We start from the raw sequence: 17,361 nt of genomic DNA on the forward strand, positions 1-17,361 counted from the left end.
TAAGTAATATTCTACTCAAATGGACGAAATCACCTCTATCTTAGACAGTACACGGCCCGTTGATAACATAATCAACGATTTGAAAGAAAAGTCTGTAACAGTCCCCTCATGGGATAAACTTCTCAAAGACTACGAACCAACAGAACATGAGATAGTATCTGACACAGTTACTCGTAAAGACAAGATTCGATCTAATGGAGATATAGAAAAAGCTTCCCGTATCTACATTGGGCTTGAAAAACTTCTCACCAAACGAATGACTGAATTCATGTTTGCTATCCCTGTTAAACGTGTATATCACAATATAGAAGACAATGAAACCCGCCAAAGTATTGCGAAAGCGATTGAAGCGATATATAAGTATTCCCGTATTGACAGTGAAAATATTAAGCGAGGAAATGCTTACTTTGCTTCATGCGAAGTGTTTACCATTTGGTACACAGTTGAGAGTTTCAACACTCTATACGGCTTTAAAAGTAAGTATAAGCTAAAATGTAAGACCTACTCACCAATGGACGGTGTTAGGTTATATCCTTTACTTGATGAGCTTGGCGATATGATTGCAATGTCTTTTGAATACACAAAAAAGGTCAAAAATGTAGAAGTTACGTATTTTGAGACATACACGGCAAATATTCATTATAAATGGGAACAACAAGGAAACGGCTGGGAATTAGTTAAATCAGAACCAGTCGTTATTCTGAAAATACCTGGAGTATACGTTTATCGTCCTGTTCCCATTTATCACGGTCTTTCCTATATCAGAAAAGAAATCGAATACACCCTTTCACGCAATAGCGATGTCATAGCATATAACTCCGCTCCAATCCTAAAAATAGCTGGCGGCATAAAAGGTGGAGAAGATAAAGGAGAAAGCCGTAGAGTTTATCGCGTAGAACAAAACGGGGATGTGTCCTATGTTTCATGGGCACAATCTATCGAAGCGTTAAAATATCATGTCGATACCCTTATTAAGTTATTTTGGTCACAATCACAAATGCCGGATATTTCTTTTGAAAACATGAAGTCTCTTGGCAATATCGGATTTGACGCAAGGCAGACTTTACTTACTGACGCTCATTTAAAGGTTGGAGATGAAAGTGGTGCATGGATAGAAGCATTTGAACGTGAATGTAGCGTAATCAAAGCTTTCCTAAAAATGATGAATGTCTCTTGGAAAGACGAAGTAGATAATGTTGAGGTTGAGCACATCATAACTCCGTTTATTCAAAATGACGAAAAGTCAGAAATAGAAAAGTGGGTTACGGCAAGTGGTGGAAAAGCAGTTGTCAGCCAATTAGAAGCCATCAAGAACTTAGGTATCTCTACTGATCCACAAGATACTCTTTCCCAAATTCAAAAAGAAGATGCAGAGGCTTCCAAAAGCAGGATAAGCAATATTTTCGAACAATCGGAATAATAATCAAAATATAATCATTATGGCAAAAATAGATGTATTAGAATTTAGTAAAGAAAAACAAGGTTATTCCTGTGAATTTACTTCTGTTGGGAAATGTGTAATACAGATAGATAGAGAAATGAATGGGACACTTAGCCTATTTGCAAAATTGGAGGGTATGGATTATGCACTGTTGTATCAATACCCTTCTGCTCAATTTAATGATAATGTGATTTTTGAGCTTGACGTACAAAAGGGGCTTTCTATCAAGATCCTAAGCACAGTCGGTGTTATGAGTGCAAAGATGGCTTATGAAGATGAAGATTTATAACCTATTTGCCAACTTGTAGAAAAGGTAAAGGCAGCGTAGACATATGTTTATGCTGCCGACTTAAAACTTAAAATCATGAAGACAAAAATATCAAACTGGCTTATTAGATTAGCAGAAAAAATCAATCCACAAGAAAGATTGAGTAGTATTGAACGAGTTGATAACTACGAAGCGAAGAAGCTTGGTATCTGCCTTGTCCGGACTAAAAAAGAAATCAAGGATTACCGGAAAAAGAAGAAACTTGATGAAGGTTGGTCTAATCGAAAATCAGATGAAATGTTCCTCAAGGAAGTTAAGGATGAAGTTCGCCAATCAATTATCAGTTCGATCAACCAAAGGGGACTAATAGAATACTCCGTTGAAAAAGTTGGTGATGAACTCTATGTTACTGGTGAAATTAAAGTATATATAAAAAAAGAATAATATGCAGGTTCCTATAGATAACATAACTTTTAGCGAAAGTGAATATCATCGTGGAGACAAGATATGGAAAGCTCAAACACTCTACGATTTTGCTAAGGCAAAAGAATATCCAGTGCTTGATATGCCATTATGGAATATAGACCTTACAGCTGAACCATTTGAATGTAATCAGCTTCACAGTTTCATTTTTCAATGCAAACGGGTGAATCAATGCTCTCTTGAATATCCTATTATCCTTGACGAAGTAGGTCAAATTGCCGATGGCTACCATCGTTTATGTAAAGCGATATTGGAGGGCAAGGAGACAATTAAAGCTATCCGATTATTGGAGATGCCAGCACCTGATAGAATTTCGGAGGAATAAAAAAGCAAATGAACTAATGGCAAAACCCAAGATTCCAAATCAGAAAAAAAAGTACCAAGAACTCAACGGGAGATTAAACGGATATGTATCCCTCGTTGAGCAAATATACGATACCCTGAATTTGGAAGCTGCCAAATCTGTTTCACGTACTAAATATTCCCCTGATAGCGATAAGCCGTTTAAATGGTCTGACTATCCTCAAACGAAGAAACAGATAGATGACATACAGGCTCAATTTGTTGATGACATTCATGCCGCTATCTATCGTGGCACATCTGAAGAATGGAAGAACAGTAATGAAGCACAGGATTTAATAGCCAACAAAGTATTAAGAGCTTATAACGCCCAAGTTGACAAAGAGAAATATAAAGTTTTGTATCAAACAAATTCAGATGCTTTGAAAGCATTCCAGAACCGAAAAGATAAAGGATTAAATATATCTGCAAAACTTTGGCAACAATCTATGATCTACAAAGAAGAACTGGAGGCCGCGATCTCATGCGCTATTCAAAAAGGAACCAGTGCTGTTACGTTGAGTAAGCAAATAAGTAAGTATCTTCTTGATTTCCCATTACTGCAAAAAGATTACAAAGACAGATATGGCAGTGCTGAACATATACAAGATTGTGAATATCGTTCCATACGTCTAGCCCGTTCAGAAATAAATATGGCTTATAGAACAGCTGAAAACGAAAGATGGAAACAAATGGATTTCGTAGTCGGATATGAAATAAAACTAAGTTCTTCTCATCATAGCCGTATGCCACATGGAGACATTTGTGATACACTTGCCGGTAAATATCCTAAAGACTTCACATGGACAGGATGGCATCCGAATGATTTATGTTATAAAGTTCCTATCCTCAAAACAGAAGAAGAATTCTGGGAATGGGATGGGCGGATCGATGTTTCTACAGAAAGTATAAATGAAGTAAAGGATGTTCCTGACGAATTCAAAAAATGGGTACTCGAAAACCAACAAAAGATAGAAAAAGCCCGGAAAAGAAACACCTTACCTTATTTTTTGAGAGATAACAAATCAATTATTCAGAATATAAATACCGATAATTCAGCTAAGGAGCTTGTTAATCGTGCTTCTTTAGTTGGTAATGAGGTACAAAGTTTAGCGGAATCCATAGCTAAAAAGCACAAAGGATTTGTAACTCCAATCAATTACAAAAGTATTTCATCAATAACAAGAAAGGTGACAACGGAGAGTATAACTCCATATGATATAAAAGACGCTGTTAGGACGACAATTATAGTTCCTAAATCACAAATAGATCAAGTCTTGAACGAACTGTCTGAAAGCGATTCATTTGTTCGACTGAAAAGACAAAAACCGGAATCGTTTATGGGATATAGTGGGAATATAGTTAATATCCAAGCGTCTAACGGATTAATTGCCGAGATTCAAGTCAATACAGATCGTATGATTTATGCCAAAGAAAAGCCGGAAGACGCAAAACGAATTCTTGGAGAAAAACGTTGGAAAGAAATACAAAAGCAAACAGGTATGAAAGGGGGACTAGGACATAAATATTATGAAGAATGGCGAGTATTAGACAAGGCTGATAAAAAGGCGCAAAAAATAGCTGAAAAATCAATCGAATATTATAGTCATTTCCAATAAAAATCACTATCTTTACATATAAAAATGAACCAACAGGAATTATATAATAAATTACAGTCAGGCGAAACGGTTTATTTACTTGACGATTTTGAAGAAGCTGTTGTCCGTTTATATCTCGATAACGGTCAAACAAAATCATATATAAAACATCGTGGGTGTAACGAGATAGGAATTCCTCAATCCAATGAGACAGTTTGTGATATAATTCTTGGAGGAAAAGAAATTTCAAAATCAGAATATGACAAATACTAGTACTTTATTAGAAAAAGCTCTTCAAATCGCCGTCAAAGCCCATAGCGGACAAATCGATAAAGCTGGATCAGCCTACATCTTCCATCCTATCCGTGTCTCAAACAGATGTTCTACTGATGACGAAAGGATTGTCGCTTTACTGCACGATACAATAGAAGATACCGAAGTTACCGCTGAATATTTACTTATGGAAGGGTTTCCTCGTAATATAGTAGATGCTATACTTTCTGTCACTCGCAACGAGGATGAAAGCTATGACGATTTCATAAAACGTTCTAGACTTAATCCTATAGGAAGACAAGTAAAACTACATGATTTAGAAGACAACATGGATATAACACGTTTGAATGAACTTACAGAAAAGGATATTTACAGATTAAACAAATACATAAAAGCATATAAATATCTTAAAGAATAATCGCTGATGTACAATTACATTCAGTTTCACGGCACGAAGTACAAGATTACTCTCGTGCCGTGCGTTTATTATGATAGTTTAACATTGAAAGTGACGTTTTAAACGTCACTTTTGCTACCTTTGTGTCAGATGCGTATGAAGACGTACGCCACAGAACTTGTCGTAAAAACTCATTGCTCTATTGTTTGGTAAAGTTCTAAGCGAATAGTCTGCTGGTATACGTGCTTCGCAGACTATTTTAGTAACCAAAACATTGTACAATGGACAGAAAACAACAAGTGTTTCTAAAATTGAAACCGAAAGTGAAGGCATTCGGGTTCAATAAAAAGGAACTGATGAGTGTCGCTGCCAAGATTGCCGACAATCTAACTTCCACAGACGATGCCTCCGATGAGGACGTAAACGCAGAAATTGATACAGCTATTGATGCGGTTCTCCCCTACCTACAAGTCAGCCAGTCTTTTGCAAATCGAGTAATCGAAGAAAACCGCAAAAAGAATGACGACGACGATGAAACCGATGACGATGATGACGATGAACCATCGAATCCAACTAATCGCCAGCCGGGTTTAAACAAAAAGAATCCCAAAAACAGAGGAAAGAATGATGATGCTCCAGAGTGGGCTAGAGGTTTGGTTCAAACAGTACAAACACTGAATGACGAAATCGCAGCATTGAAAGGTGAAAAAGTTGTCACTACACGTAGAGAAAAACTTGAATCCTTATTGAAAGACGCTGGTACATTCGGAGCTCGCACATTAAAATCCTTCAATAAAATGAAGTTTGAAAATGATGAAGAATTTGAAGAATTCTATTCCGAAGTTGAGGAAGATTTGAAATCTTACAACCAAGAACGTGCCGATGCAGGGCTTTCTAGTTTAGGTAATCCTCCAGGTTCAGGTAGTAAGAAACAAGAAAAAAATGAAGTATTAACAGACGAAGAGGTCATAGCAATAGCTAAAGGCCTTTAATCAAAAACAAATTAAAAATGGGCGCAAAAGCTGATTTAGTCAACGAACAAGAAACAATCTTAACCGGAATGGATTCGATTGTTATTCGTAACTATTTGGGCGGAATTATGAATGGCCGGACGCTAGATATGACTGGATTTAAACAGTCTGTAATCAAAGCCGGACATATCGTTATCCGCGATACAGAGAATGATACTTATAAGCCGATGCCTGTTAATTCAGCAGGTACAGCCTACGAATCATTGCCAGGTAATCATGAATATGTTGGCGTTGTTGTTTGTTCCAAACCCGCCGACAAACCATTTGTAGGCATTATGTATGCTGGCGAAGTTAATGATGTGGCGAGTCCTTATCCTGTTGACAGCATCAAGGCTGCATTAAAGACGGCATTACCACAATTAACTTTTCTACACGATTAAAAGGAGGTGAAAGATGAATGAATCATTGTTTATTGAATTTGTAAGAAGAATATGGCCTAAATTAAGCCTGTATGTGAAAGAAAAGATCAATGATACAAACAAAACATTGACCTATCTTCACAAAACGATGCTTACTAAAGTGTACTCCCCTGATCAAAAATGGGAAGGAACATCCGCCAACACCACATATGTAGCTGCTGATATGGTTGCTATGGATTCTCCGCTTTCACCCAAAAAGCGAGATTCTATTGCACGGTCAAACGGAGTATTGCCTAAGATTGGAATTAAAAAGATTCTAAGAGAGACTCAAATTAATGCTATCAACATCATGAAAGCGCATTTATCTAATGCCACTACGGAAGAAGCACAAAAATCTCTTAAAAACAGAATTTTCTCTCGTTTAACAGATGACGGAACCTCATGTTCTGTTGGTATTGACGAAAGAAATGAAGCAAATTTCCTTACAGGATTATCCGATGGTGTCATCATTGTTGAGGGTGACGATGATAAAAATACTGGTATAGGTCTTCGTGTTGATTATGGTTATTTGCCAGAACATAGTTTTGGTGTTGTTACTACTGGGGAAGTTACAGGAGATGATATTGAAAGAGTTATAAGCAAAGCTAACGATGACGGCAACAGTATTTCAGTTATTATGCTGGCTTTATCTACATACAACAAAATGCGTCAATCTCAATGGGCTAAAGAACTAGCCGCAAATTATCGAGGTCAAACCTTTGATAATGAGACTAAGCTGCCTGTACCTACTTCTACATTATTTGATGAAGCGTTCTCTGACCAATATAATGGTATTTCATTCTTGAAGATTGATCGTTCAGTAACTTATGAAAAGAATGGCAAAAGGGTATCTTATAAGCCGTGGAATGCGAATAAACTGATATTCCTCCCTTCTGCTGATAATGTAGGTTCTTTTGTATGGGGAACTTTGGCTGAAGCAACTAATCCCGTTAATGGAGTGGAATATACTACTATTGACGAATATAAGTTGATTAGTCGCTACTCTAAAACAGACCCGCTGCAGGAATTTACAAACGGACAGGCTATCTGTTTACCGGTTATCGAAAACGTAGATCAAATCTATTCTTTGGATATACTGGAAGCCCAAACAGTAGACACAACAGAAGAAGGGAAAGATACTTCTGATGTTAAGATTACAATTTGGGGAGCAACTTACAAAAAGCCGGAGTTTGTGACGGAATATAACAAGATTGCAGGCAAGAACCTTACTTCCACCGTTTCCGATGATAAGCTAATCGCAGCAGTCAACAGATTGAGTGACGCAGACGAAGAAGCATTGAAAAAGGCGGTTGAATCTCATAAAGCATCGTAAACCATGAAGACAATTCAGCAAGCCCTCATAGACGAAATACATTATCCGATCCCTATCGGTTTTGTAGAGAATGTTATGATTAAACGTAATCTCAATGGTGATGATGAGTTTAATTACGACATAGCTCATTCTAGCGAATATCAGGGAGCTCTAGCTGATTGTCTTTGGTCTTTGGTTCAAGCTATCAATTTCTCTGAAGCTGACAAGTCTTTTGGGGCTTTGTCTGACAAAGATAAAGAACGAATACTTTTACGCGTAAACTACATCTACAATACTATTGGTGAGCCTTCAGTAGAACTGGAAGCAAAACCAATAGTATATGTGGGTGATTGCTTGTTGTAGTATGGCAGTAGCGAATAGAAATCCACATCGTTTACAATACCTAGTTGCTGTACCTGGCTACGAAGATGAAAATGGCAATTATCATGCCGGTTCGTCTGAATGGAAAGGCTCGATTCCTTGTGATGCTGTACCTTCTGGAAAGGCTGAAGAAAGGAAATTTGAGGATGGTGTTGTAAGGAGCTATTCATATACGGTCTGTCTTCCAAGCAATTGTCATACCTTTACTATTGGCGACAGAGTCAAGATAATGCTTCTTGGAGGAATTGAAAGAGAATTTGAGGTAAAAGGTTTTCATCGATACCAACTTCAGTGTAAAATTTGGGTTTAGAATATGGGAGTAAAATTATCTGGTAAACTAGACGAAATACATAAGGTTTTGATGAAAGAAGCGGAACGCGTAGAAATACTTACAATACGTGCTTTAGCTTATCTCGGAGAGCAATGTGTACAAAGAATCCGAGATCGTCCCGGAGAAAAAAGCTGGTTTGACCAGTCCGGTAATCTTAGAAGTTCCGTTGGATATATTATTTCCCATAATGGCAACATTGTTTCAAGCTACGGTTTTGATAGTAGTATGGGAAAAGCAGCTCATGCAAAACAAGTTGAATATGTTACTAAAGAGGGTAAAAAAGTTTCATTTACAGCACGTGTCAAAGCAGGAGGCCAGGAAGGCGCAAAAGCTGGTAAAGACCTTGCTGAAGAACTCATAAAAAGGTATTCAAATGATTATGTACTTGTCATTGTCGCCGGAATGAATTACGCTGAATATGTAGAAGCGATGGATAATAAGGATGTACTTGCATCGACGGAATTATGGGCGACAGACAAAATTCCGCAAATGCTTGAAAAGTTAAAAAGACAGATTGCTAAATAATGAAATCAGACATTGAAATACAAAAGTTTGTCTATCACAAAATTAAAGGTACTGACCTTGAACGGAATGTTACCGGTAAATTGAGTGACAGAGGAAGGCCTAACAAATCAGATAAAGAGGATATAGTTATATCTATACTTGCTAATGAGGGGTGCGGGCAGATTCAAAGAGCTTATGTAAATGTCAATGTGTATGTAAGTGATCAATGGAATTCAGAAACAAAATCATGGGAAATAGATACTGAACGTATAAGTGAACTGTGTGAACTATGCAAGTTTCTTGTTTCCATACGCAAGGATGAGTATCATACGATACCTTCAAAATGTAGTCAGAATACTAATCCTACAAATGTTTCCTTCGAAAATGGGCATACCGAACATTTCATCAATAACAAACTGTATATTGAGATAAATAACGAATAAGTATTAACTATATTAAGTGATATAGAACTATGGCAGTAATCGGCTGGGGAAAACCCCGGATTTTCGTAAAAGACTTGGATGCTTCCTCTCCTAAGTGGGAAGAACTTCCTACACCAGTGGAAAATTCCACACAGTTGACAACAACAAAAGGCGATAAGCAAGAAGCCAAAATTGAAGGCGGAGAAAACGAAGATGTCAAATATGGCAAAAATACCTATGCTCTTGTACTCAACATACGTGCAGCAAAGGGGCGCAAAAGACCTATCAGCGATAGTGATGGCGTAGTCACTCACAATTATGCTATTGCGTTACAACCGGAAGATCCTGAAGTTCCTGGATTTTGTATGGAAAAGACAACTGTATCAGTTGAAGACACATTTACTAGTGCAGATGGTGGTGTGTGGGCATATACATTTGACGCTTTAAAATCTGCTGCTAATAAGAATCAAGTCCAATGGGGTAAAATTATTGTTACTCCTACAACTGGATCTCCTATTACAAAAATTGAATGCGATCCGGATAACGAAGAAGGTGATGGAGATAAGTTTGAAGTCGCCCCTAATTCAATGGTATAATTTCTAATAAAGTAAAAAGGCTCAGTGCATCAGCTTTATAGATGCACATTTGCGGATTAAGCACACATAGACGTGCGTCGTTCTACCTGAGCGAAGGGAGTGGTGCAGTTCCACTAGTCCGCTCTAATGAATTTGGTTTGTTGTCATGTTTTGAATTGGCTATCTGTGAAGATAGCCTGTTCGTTTTAAAATAATCAAATATGGTTGAAGATAAGAAAATAATAGAAATGAATATTGCGGATACCATAATGGAAAGGCCATACGGTTTTCGGGTTAATAAACGGCATTTTTATTTATATCCAATAACGCTAGGTAAGACATATCTGCTATCAAGACTTATAGAAAGCCTTGATATGAATACTGATATTATTAAATCAAACCCATATATGGAGGCATTAAGATTATGCCAAGAAAAAAAAGATATTGTTTGCCGACTACTATCTTATCACACGCTCAACAAGAAAGAAGAACTTTTTAATAATAGAATTGTAAATGGCAGATGTCAGTTCTTGAGGAAAAATCTTTCAAATGAAGAAATGGCTCAACTTCTTGTTATGGTTATTACTAAAGATAATACGGATGATTTTATCAAATATTTCGGGATTGATCGGGAACGTAAAGAGCTAGCTAAAGTTTCAATGATAAAAAACAAGAAAGGCAATTCTATCACTTTTGGCGGTAAAAGCGTATTTGGTTCTTTGATATTACCGGCATGTGAAAAACTCAATATGACTCCACAGCAGATTGTATGGGAAATTAGTTTTTCACTCCTTCAAATGTTGATGGCAGATGCTATTACTTCCGTATATCTTACTGATGAAGAAAAGAAAGAAGCCCGTATTTCTGATGATAGGACATTTGTCAATGCGGACGATCCGAAAAATATGGCAAAAATTAAGGCTATGAAATGGGACTAAATACGACAAATAGAATAATATTAGAAATTGGGGATAAAAAAATCACGAGAGTTATACAAAAAATCTCGTGATTTTCCGGTGAAATAGAACAATATTAATAATGCATAATTAGAATGCAATTCTCCCAGTTTCCTTATTCAAGGCCAGATGATATTTCTTTTTTTCTCCTGCCTTAGTGGTTGCTTCAACGTCTACTATTACGTTGTCTCCTTCCAACGAATATGAGGTCTTGTCTACTCTTATTTCTTCATCGGTGATAGGGGTGTGCCATAACAGATAGTCTTTATACGAATATTTTGATACATCTACACATACAACCTCATTATTGGATATATATACCATATTTTTTAAAGATAAAGATATATAGTTATTTTTTCCTATATATTCGGTCCAATTGTGGGCATAATTTCTACCATATACGTTTTTCAAATCTTTATCTAATATAACTATAGCATCACTACTGGTTCTTATCGTTGTATAAATGGCAATATACTCTCCATACCAATCTGCTATTGCTTCAGGATATAAAAGCACTTCGTCATAACCATCATAATACATTTTATCAAAAAATTCTTTCTTAACCACTTTTCCACCCTTTATCTTTAATATAAATTTATGTGGATGAGCGATTAAGTCACCATATAAACTGACCAATATGTAGAGATAATCATCCTTTTTCAAAGTGCTTTGTATATAGCAGCCTCTAACAGGATACTCTTTTGTCTCCCCAAACCCTAAATCCTCTATATATCCTTCTGCTTTGTCCTTGATAGTAAACGCCTTGTTGTCTGATTCGTCAATAGCCTCTATATAATAATCTCCTTCAAAAATATAAGATTGTAGTTTGATGTCACCTACTTGAACTGTACTATTAATATTGTATTTTGGGGGTTCCGGTTCATATATAATAGGGCTTTCATTTGAACTGCAATTTGTTAATAGAATTATTGCTATAATAAAAAATGATATTTTCTTCATAATTTGTTGGTTATTATTCTTTCATTGCCATTTTAAGTGACCCTTCTAGTTTATCTGCATATTTAAATATATCATCTATATTATCAATTTGAATCCATTCGCAACTTTTATAGTTATCTACTGGTATTCCAATTTGCTTCTTTCTAGCTCCAATAGAAATACGACATATCCAATACCATTGACTGTTGTCTAAACTTATAACGAAATAAGTCTTATAGTCTTTATATGTAATCCGTGAAGCATCTACACTACGCCTAAGTATGCTTCTCACAATATTATAAGCGTCCATTTCTTCTTGCGTGGTGACAATCCCTGTTTCCTTGTCCATATAAACTACTCCGTCAGGTAGTTTGCTGTCTGCATTTTCTTTGGAGGAATTAGGTAAATTACTAGAAGGATTAGTAATGTCTTCGACCTGGTTCTCATTTTTCATTGCTGTATTAAGCCTTTCAGCTATGATATCATTTATTACCATAGACATTGACTTTTTCACAAGTGGGTTGAACATTTCAACTACCTTTTGTGTTATTTGCCCGGTTGTGTATATTTGTTTTGCAAAGAATCTAATAAAATCAGATGTAGGTGATTGAAGTTCATTGTTGAAAATTTCCTTTATCTCTGTTGTGTATTTTAATTCATTGGCGGTTCCTAATACATTTTCTTCGTTGTAATATGACTTGTGGAACTTTTTGAGCTGTTCTATGTCTGAATCAGATAAGTCTAACATATTTATTGACAGAAATGGTTTAGTATCCATTATATTGGGTTTCTCCAAGTCTGTATAAAACTTATAGACAATACCGTTTGTCAAAACTCCAAAACGTGCGTTCGATGCAACGAAATACTTTTGTAATTGGGTATCATGCAAATTCAAATCCTGTTTGCAATGTTTACACTCAATAAGAAGAATCGGAACATCTTCTCTCATAATAGCATAATCAATCTTTTCTCCTTTCTTTCTTATAAGATCACAATCCATTTCAGGGATTACCTCGAATGGATTGAATACATCATACCCCAAAGCTGCTATCATTGGCATTATGAAAGCATTTTTAGTTGCTTCTTCTGTTGCTATCCTATCCTTTTGCTTTTTTATATTATCGGATAGCTGCATAATTTTGTCTTTAAAATCCATTGCTCTAAGTTGTGTATTTATATATATGTACAAATATACTTTATACATCAATACAAACAAAATTAAATATAAAGAAATAAACTTTTAAGGATGTTTTAAATGTAAAAGTGGCATTAAGAACGTCATTTTTTGTATATTTGCAATGCCGTGTGATGTTGCACGGAACTATTTCTATCGAAAAGACTTATGGCTGGATTACACTTCGATATAACTGGTGACAACTCCAATTTTATACGTAAACTTCATGAGTGCGAAAATGGAGTAAGAAATACTTCCAAACAAATAGAACAAAGCGGGCTAGGCATTGAAGATTTGTTTAATCGTATGACTAAAGCTGCTGCCGCTTTTGGAGCTGGATTTACAGCAAAGGAATTAATTACGAATATCGCAAGGGTTCGTGGTGAGTTCCAACAGTTGGAGGTCGCATTTAAAACAATGCTTGGTAGTGAAGATAAAGCGAATGCACTTATGCAACAGCTAGTAAAGACAGCCGCTACTACACCATTTGATTTACAGGGAGTCGCTAATGGAGCTAAGCAACTTCTTGCTTATGGAGAAAATGTTGAAAACATAAACGATGATTTGATACGTTTAGGAAATATTGCGGCTGGTTTGTCTCAACCTCTTGGAGACATTGTTTATCTCTATGGTACTACCATGACGCAGGGGCGTTTATATACACAAGATCTTAATCAGTTCACAGGACGTGGTATTCCTATGATTCGGGAACTGGCGAAACAGTTCGGTGTTGCAGAAAATGAAGTTAAATCCCTTGTTGAAGCTGGTAAGGTTGGTTTCCCGGAAGTTCAGAAGGTTATCATGTCCCTTACCAATGAAGGGGGAATGTTCTATAATCTGATGCAGGAACAGTCCAAAACAATAACTGGTCAGATTTCCAATATAGAGGACGCAATTTCTGCCATGTTTAATGAAATAGGGAAAGCTAATGAAGGTATTATTAATGATGCTTTATCTGGAGTTTCCTATCTTGTTGAAAACTATGAGAAAGTGGGACAAATATTATTAGAAATAGTAGGGACCTATGGAGTATATCGCACTGCTTTAATGGCAACTAGCGCTTTACAAGCTATACAAGCGTCTGGTATAACAGCCTTGACAGCCAAAGAGGCAGTTCACTATGGTTGGTTAGTCTTAACCAAAAAGGCTCAAGACGCTTTAAACTTGTCAATGTTGAAAAATCCGTATGTACTAGCCGCAGCCGCTATAACAGGATTAGTTTATGGTGCATATAAATTAGCAACAGCAGAAAGTGAAATAGAACGAGCAATACGTGAAACAAATGATTCTCTTGAATCTCAAAAAAATCATTATGATGAACTGAAAAATAAAGCAGGAGAATTGTCTAATATTCTAAGTAACGAATCCAAATCCATAGAAGAACGTTTTATTGCCTATCGCCAATTGCAACGTTTGATGCCTGAAATATTCCAGAATATGGATTGGGAAACAGCAAAAAGAAAAACAAATGCAGAGTTAATTAGGCTAGAGGCAGACGAACTGTTGCGGCAACAACGTATTGGCTTAAAAACTAAAGTTGTGATGTCTCAGCAAAAAATACAAGGTTTAGAAAATAGCATAATAAGAACTACTAATAGAGGGGGGTATACAGGCGCACTAAAAGAAGATTTAGACGCCGCTAAAAAAGAACTCGAGATTTACACAAAGGCTTTAGAAGACTTTGAAAAAGCTGATGAGCAGGCTAAAAAAGAATCTGAAAAGCCAGTAGTATATAATAAAAAATATTGGGAAGAAAGAAAAAAGGAAGCCGAAGATGCCCGTGCAGCTTTAGACTCTTCTAAAGAAAATTCAGAAGAATGGAATAGATATACCAAGCAAATTCAGGAAGCGCAAGCGCAAATTGATAAGTACTCAGATCCTAAAACAAATAAATCTCTTTCTAATTCTCAAAAAGAAGCAGATAAACGTAAGAAAGAACAAGAGAGGCTCAATGAGGAACTTCTTGCTATCCGCCGCCAAAACCAACAGGCCGAAATAGATCTTATGAAAGAAGGTACGGAAAGGAAGTTGAAACAAATCGATTTGGATTACCAGAAGGAAATAGATGCCATTAAGAAACAGAAAGCTAGTTGGGAGTCGTCTCAAAGCGGAAGATTGACAGATGAGCAAACTAATCAACTGGGAATATGGGCTTCTAACGCTGCAAGAAATAGAGAAAAAGGTATAACAAGTACTAATAATGAAAGATTAGAGGCTGATAAAAAAGCATGGCAGGAATATTTTATCCAATTTGGTAATTATCAAGAGAAACGGAAGAATCTTATTCAGAAGTATGATGATGAAATAGCTAAATTGGAAGAACATAGTGCTGAAAGAGCTACTAAAATTGCTGAGAAGAATCAAGCAATAGATCAGCTGGACGAACAGTTCGGGAAATCTACTCATGTCATGGCTGATTTGTTTGAAGATGCAAGTGAAAAGAGTGTATCATCTATTCAAGATATTATTGATAAGTATGAATTGTTAATCAAGTATATGTCTGGAACGGATGAGTCAGTATCTCTTATCAATTTAAAATCAGTAGGTTTCACAGACAAGGATATCGCAAATCTTGAGAATGGGACAATCAATATCAAGGATATAACGGATGCCATAAAAAGGCTAAAAGAAGAAGTTAAAGGTAAATCCCCTTGGTTATCTTTTTTCTCGGATATGAAAAAAGGAATCGATGATATAAAGAATGCTAATGGTGATACAAGGAAGCTCGGCCAGGGCATATCAACTATAGGGGGAGCTATAACAGAGTTTTCTCCTGCTATCAAACAGTTTGGGAGTGATATATCTTCCATATTTGGAGAAGATTTGAACGATGAAATAAATAACGTTATTGACGGTCTTTCCGGTCTTGGGCAAACGGCAGTAGGAGTAGGACAAATAATGTCTGGAGATATTGCCGGAGGTATCATGAGTGCTGTAAGTGGAGTCTCTCAGCTTGTCAATGCAATGGGTAATTTGTTCGGGCCGGACGGTACCGCTTATTATGAAGGAGTAAAGGAACAGCTTGAAGCAATAAATAAGGTCTATGATCGTATTATTGACAAAAGCAAGGAAGATATAGTTTTCGGTGGTGGATTTGCATCTGTTCAAGCAGCTACACGAGCCATGGATAATTACGAGAAGAAAGTAATCAATCTCCAAAAGATTGCCGCAGCTTCAGGGCGTGCCGGTGCAAGTTGGAAGTCTCATAGTGCGGAATGGCATTCTAACAAAAATGTTGGTGCAATAGGTGGTTTTGAGCAGATGAGCGACATCCTAGGTAAATCAATAAGCTCCATGACAGACTTGTATAGTTTGTCAGGAGATGAATTGTTCCTTATTCAGTCCCAAATGCCGGAAGCATGGAGCTTGATTGATGCCAGAATCCGTGAAAATTTGGATAGCATCGTAGCCTGTAAAGATGAAGCGAATGAACTGAGGGATGCTCTTAATCAAGCCATGACAGGGGTTGATTTTGATTCCTTCTACAATGGGTTTATTGATCAGTTATCCGATATGGATACTTCTTTTGAAGATATGTGTGATAACTTTGAGGGATATTTACGTAAGTCAATCATGGCGGGGCTAGTTGCTAGCCAGTATCAAGACCGTATAAATGCTCTTTATGAACAATGGAGTGATGCTGCCCAAAGCGATAAGAAAATAACAGAAGAAGAAGCAAATGCATTGAAAAATCAATATCAGCAGATTGTCAATGATATGATGCGTGACCGTGAAGAAATGGCTAAGTCTTTCGGTTGGGATGCTTCTGTTACTTCTCAGGAATCGTCAAAGAAAGTATCCGCATCGGTCACCCAAGATTCTATAGATGAGGTGTCCGGTCGCTTCACTGCTCTTCAGATCGCCGGTGAAGAAATCAAGAATCAAATGATATCTGCTGTAGTTGGCATTAATTCCCTTATTGGAATCTCATCATCTGGTAATGAAATCCTAAATAACATTTTAAATCAACACGTTATTACCAACAACTACTTAGATGATATTGCAAAATATACTAAGTTGTTGAATGATATAAAAACAGATATTTCGGAGGTTAGGGCCAATACCAAAGGTTTATCAACACGTTAATATTGAATCTTATAAAAATATAGAAATATGCCCAAAGGTGAACTTTTTATAAACAACAAAGATGCCTATGATAACTGGGGAATCAGCATGGATACGTCTTCTCTATCAGCATTGATGACTCCCTCACCTAATAAGGAGTTCATAGAGAATAAGTCAAGATTAGAACATGGGAAACGTATAATAACTTCTAATCCTAAAATAGATGAACGGAATCTTATTTTGACTATTCATCTCACGGCTAAAGATGAAGATGAATTTTTCGAGAAATACAACAATTTCTGTAAAGAACTCGCTACCGGTATATTGAATATTAGAACAAAGTACCAACCTGATATTATGTATCGTACAGAATATCTTTCATGTAATCAGTTCACTCAGTTTATGAGAGGTATAGCTAAATTTTCACTTAAATTGGTTGAATATAATCCCTCACCGGAAAATCGTACTATTTAA

General features: G+C 36.5%; 20 protein-coding genes. 18 read left to right on the forward strand and 2 right to left on the reverse strand.

The window, feature by feature from the left end; translation table 11 throughout:
• The first annotated feature begins 19 nt into the window (after positions 1-19).
• The 16 genes from CGC64_RS10865 (at position 20) to CGC64_RS10940 (ending at position 10,691) form a co-directional block, all read left to right on the forward strand.
• A complete protein-coding gene (locus CGC64_RS10865; RefSeq protein WP_005676528.1) occupies positions 20-1,420 on the forward strand; it encodes a phage portal protein in 1,401 nt (466 codons plus the stop codon).
• A gap of 19 nt (positions 1,421-1,439) precedes the next feature.
• Positions 1,440-1,730 carry a hypothetical protein gene (locus CGC64_RS10870; RefSeq protein WP_005676527.1) on the forward strand — a complete coding sequence of 97 codons (291 nt, stop codon included), beginning with the start codon at positions 1,440-1,442 and terminating at the stop codon, positions 1,728-1,730.
• Between the two features lie 75 nt (positions 1,731-1,805).
• Positions 1,806-2,153 (forward strand): hypothetical protein, encoded by a 348-nt coding sequence (locus CGC64_RS10875; RefSeq protein ID WP_005676526.1) that lies wholly within the window; start codon positions 1,806-1,808, stop codon positions 2,151-2,153.
• Position 2,154: 1 nt separating this feature from the next.
• On the forward strand, positions 2,155-2,517 hold the full coding sequence (locus tag CGC64_RS10880) for a hypothetical protein (protein ID WP_005676525.1): 363 nt from the start codon (positions 2,155-2,157) through the stop codon (positions 2,515-2,517).
• A gap of 16 nt (positions 2,518-2,533) precedes the next feature.
• On the forward strand, positions 2,534-4,150 hold the full coding sequence (locus CGC64_RS10885) for a hypothetical protein (protein WP_005676523.1): 1,617 nt from the start codon (positions 2,534-2,536) through the stop codon (positions 4,148-4,150).
• A 24-nt stretch (positions 4,151-4,174) separates the two neighbouring features.
• Entirely contained in the window at positions 4,175-4,402 is a 228-nt protein-coding gene (locus CGC64_RS10890; RefSeq protein WP_005676522.1) for a hypothetical protein, read from the forward strand.
• A complete protein-coding gene (locus tag CGC64_RS10895; protein ID WP_005676521.1) occupies positions 4,389-4,820 on the forward strand; it encodes a hypothetical protein in 432 nt (143 codons plus the stop codon). The genes CGC64_RS10890 and CGC64_RS10895 overlap by 14 nt, the downstream gene beginning before the upstream one ends.
• A gap of 260 nt (positions 4,821-5,080) precedes the next feature.
• Positions 5,081-5,791, forward strand: coding sequence for a hypothetical protein (locus CGC64_RS10900; protein ID WP_005676520.1), 711 nt, complete (start codon positions 5,081-5,083; stop codon positions 5,789-5,791).
• Between the two features lie 17 nt (positions 5,792-5,808).
• Positions 5,809-6,210, forward strand: a complete 402-nt coding sequence (locus CGC64_RS10905) for a hypothetical protein (protein ID WP_005676519.1) — start codon at positions 5,809-5,811, stop codon at positions 6,208-6,210.
• 13 nt (positions 6,211-6,223) lie between these two features.
• Entirely contained in the window at positions 6,224-7,561 is a 1,338-nt protein-coding gene (locus tag CGC64_RS10910; protein WP_005676518.1) for a major capsid protein, read from the forward strand.
• 3 nt (positions 7,562-7,564) lie between these two features.
• The gene (locus CGC64_RS10915; protein ID WP_005676517.1) at positions 7,565-7,903 is read left to right on the forward strand and encodes a hypothetical protein; all 339 of its coding nucleotides are present in this window, start codon (positions 7,565-7,567) and stop codon (positions 7,901-7,903) included.
• Between the two features lies 1 nt (position 7,904).
• Positions 7,905-8,231 (forward strand): hypothetical protein, encoded by a 327-nt coding sequence (locus tag CGC64_RS10920; protein WP_005676515.1) that lies wholly within the window; start codon positions 7,905-7,907, stop codon positions 8,229-8,231.
• A gap of 3 nt (positions 8,232-8,234) precedes the next feature.
• Positions 8,235-8,777 carry a hypothetical protein gene (locus CGC64_RS10925; RefSeq protein ID WP_005676513.1) on the forward strand — a complete coding sequence of 181 codons (543 nt, stop codon included), beginning with the start codon at positions 8,235-8,237 and terminating at the stop codon, positions 8,775-8,777.
• Positions 8,777-9,199 (forward strand): hypothetical protein, encoded by a 423-nt coding sequence (locus tag CGC64_RS10930; protein ID WP_005676512.1) that lies wholly within the window; start codon positions 8,777-8,779, stop codon positions 9,197-9,199. The genes CGC64_RS10925 and CGC64_RS10930 overlap by 1 nt, the downstream gene beginning before the upstream one ends.
• A 29-nt stretch (positions 9,200-9,228) precedes the next feature.
• Positions 9,229-9,774 carry a hypothetical protein gene (locus tag CGC64_RS10935; protein ID WP_005676511.1) on the forward strand — a complete coding sequence of 182 codons (546 nt, stop codon included), beginning with the start codon at positions 9,229-9,231 and terminating at the stop codon, positions 9,772-9,774.
• 200 nt (positions 9,775-9,974) lie between these two features.
• Positions 9,975-10,691, forward strand: a complete 717-nt coding sequence (locus CGC64_RS10940) for a hypothetical protein (protein WP_005676506.1) — start codon at positions 9,975-9,977, stop codon at positions 10,689-10,691.
• Between the two features lie 108 nt (positions 10,692-10,799).
• Here the strand turns inward: CGC64_RS10940 and CGC64_RS10945 are convergent, their stop codons facing one another.
• On the reverse strand, positions 10,800-11,669 hold the full coding sequence (locus CGC64_RS10945; protein ID WP_005676505.1) for a hypothetical protein: 870 nt from the start codon (positions 11,667-11,669) through the stop codon (positions 10,800-10,802).
• A 13-nt stretch (positions 11,670-11,682) separates the two neighbouring features.
• Positions 11,683-12,804, reverse strand: a complete 1,122-nt coding sequence (locus tag CGC64_RS10950) for a type I restriction endonuclease (RefSeq protein ID WP_032854993.1) — start codon at positions 12,802-12,804, stop codon at positions 11,683-11,685.
• Between the two features lie 324 nt (positions 12,805-13,128).
• Between CGC64_RS10950 and CGC64_RS10955 the strand changes: the two genes are divergently transcribed.
• Positions 13,129-16,908, forward strand: a complete 3,780-nt coding sequence (locus tag CGC64_RS10955) for a tape measure protein (protein ID WP_441296205.1) — start codon at positions 13,129-13,131, stop codon at positions 16,906-16,908.
• 27 nt (positions 16,909-16,935) lie between these two features.
• Complete coding sequence (locus CGC64_RS10960; RefSeq protein ID WP_005676502.1) at positions 16,936-17,361, forward strand: hypothetical protein; 426 nt, start codon at positions 16,936-16,938, stop codon at positions 17,359-17,361.

Source organism: Bacteroides caccae, assembly GCF_002222615.2.
GTDB classification, from domain to species: domain Bacteria; phylum Bacteroidota; class Bacteroidia; order Bacteroidales; family Bacteroidaceae; genus Bacteroides; species Bacteroides caccae.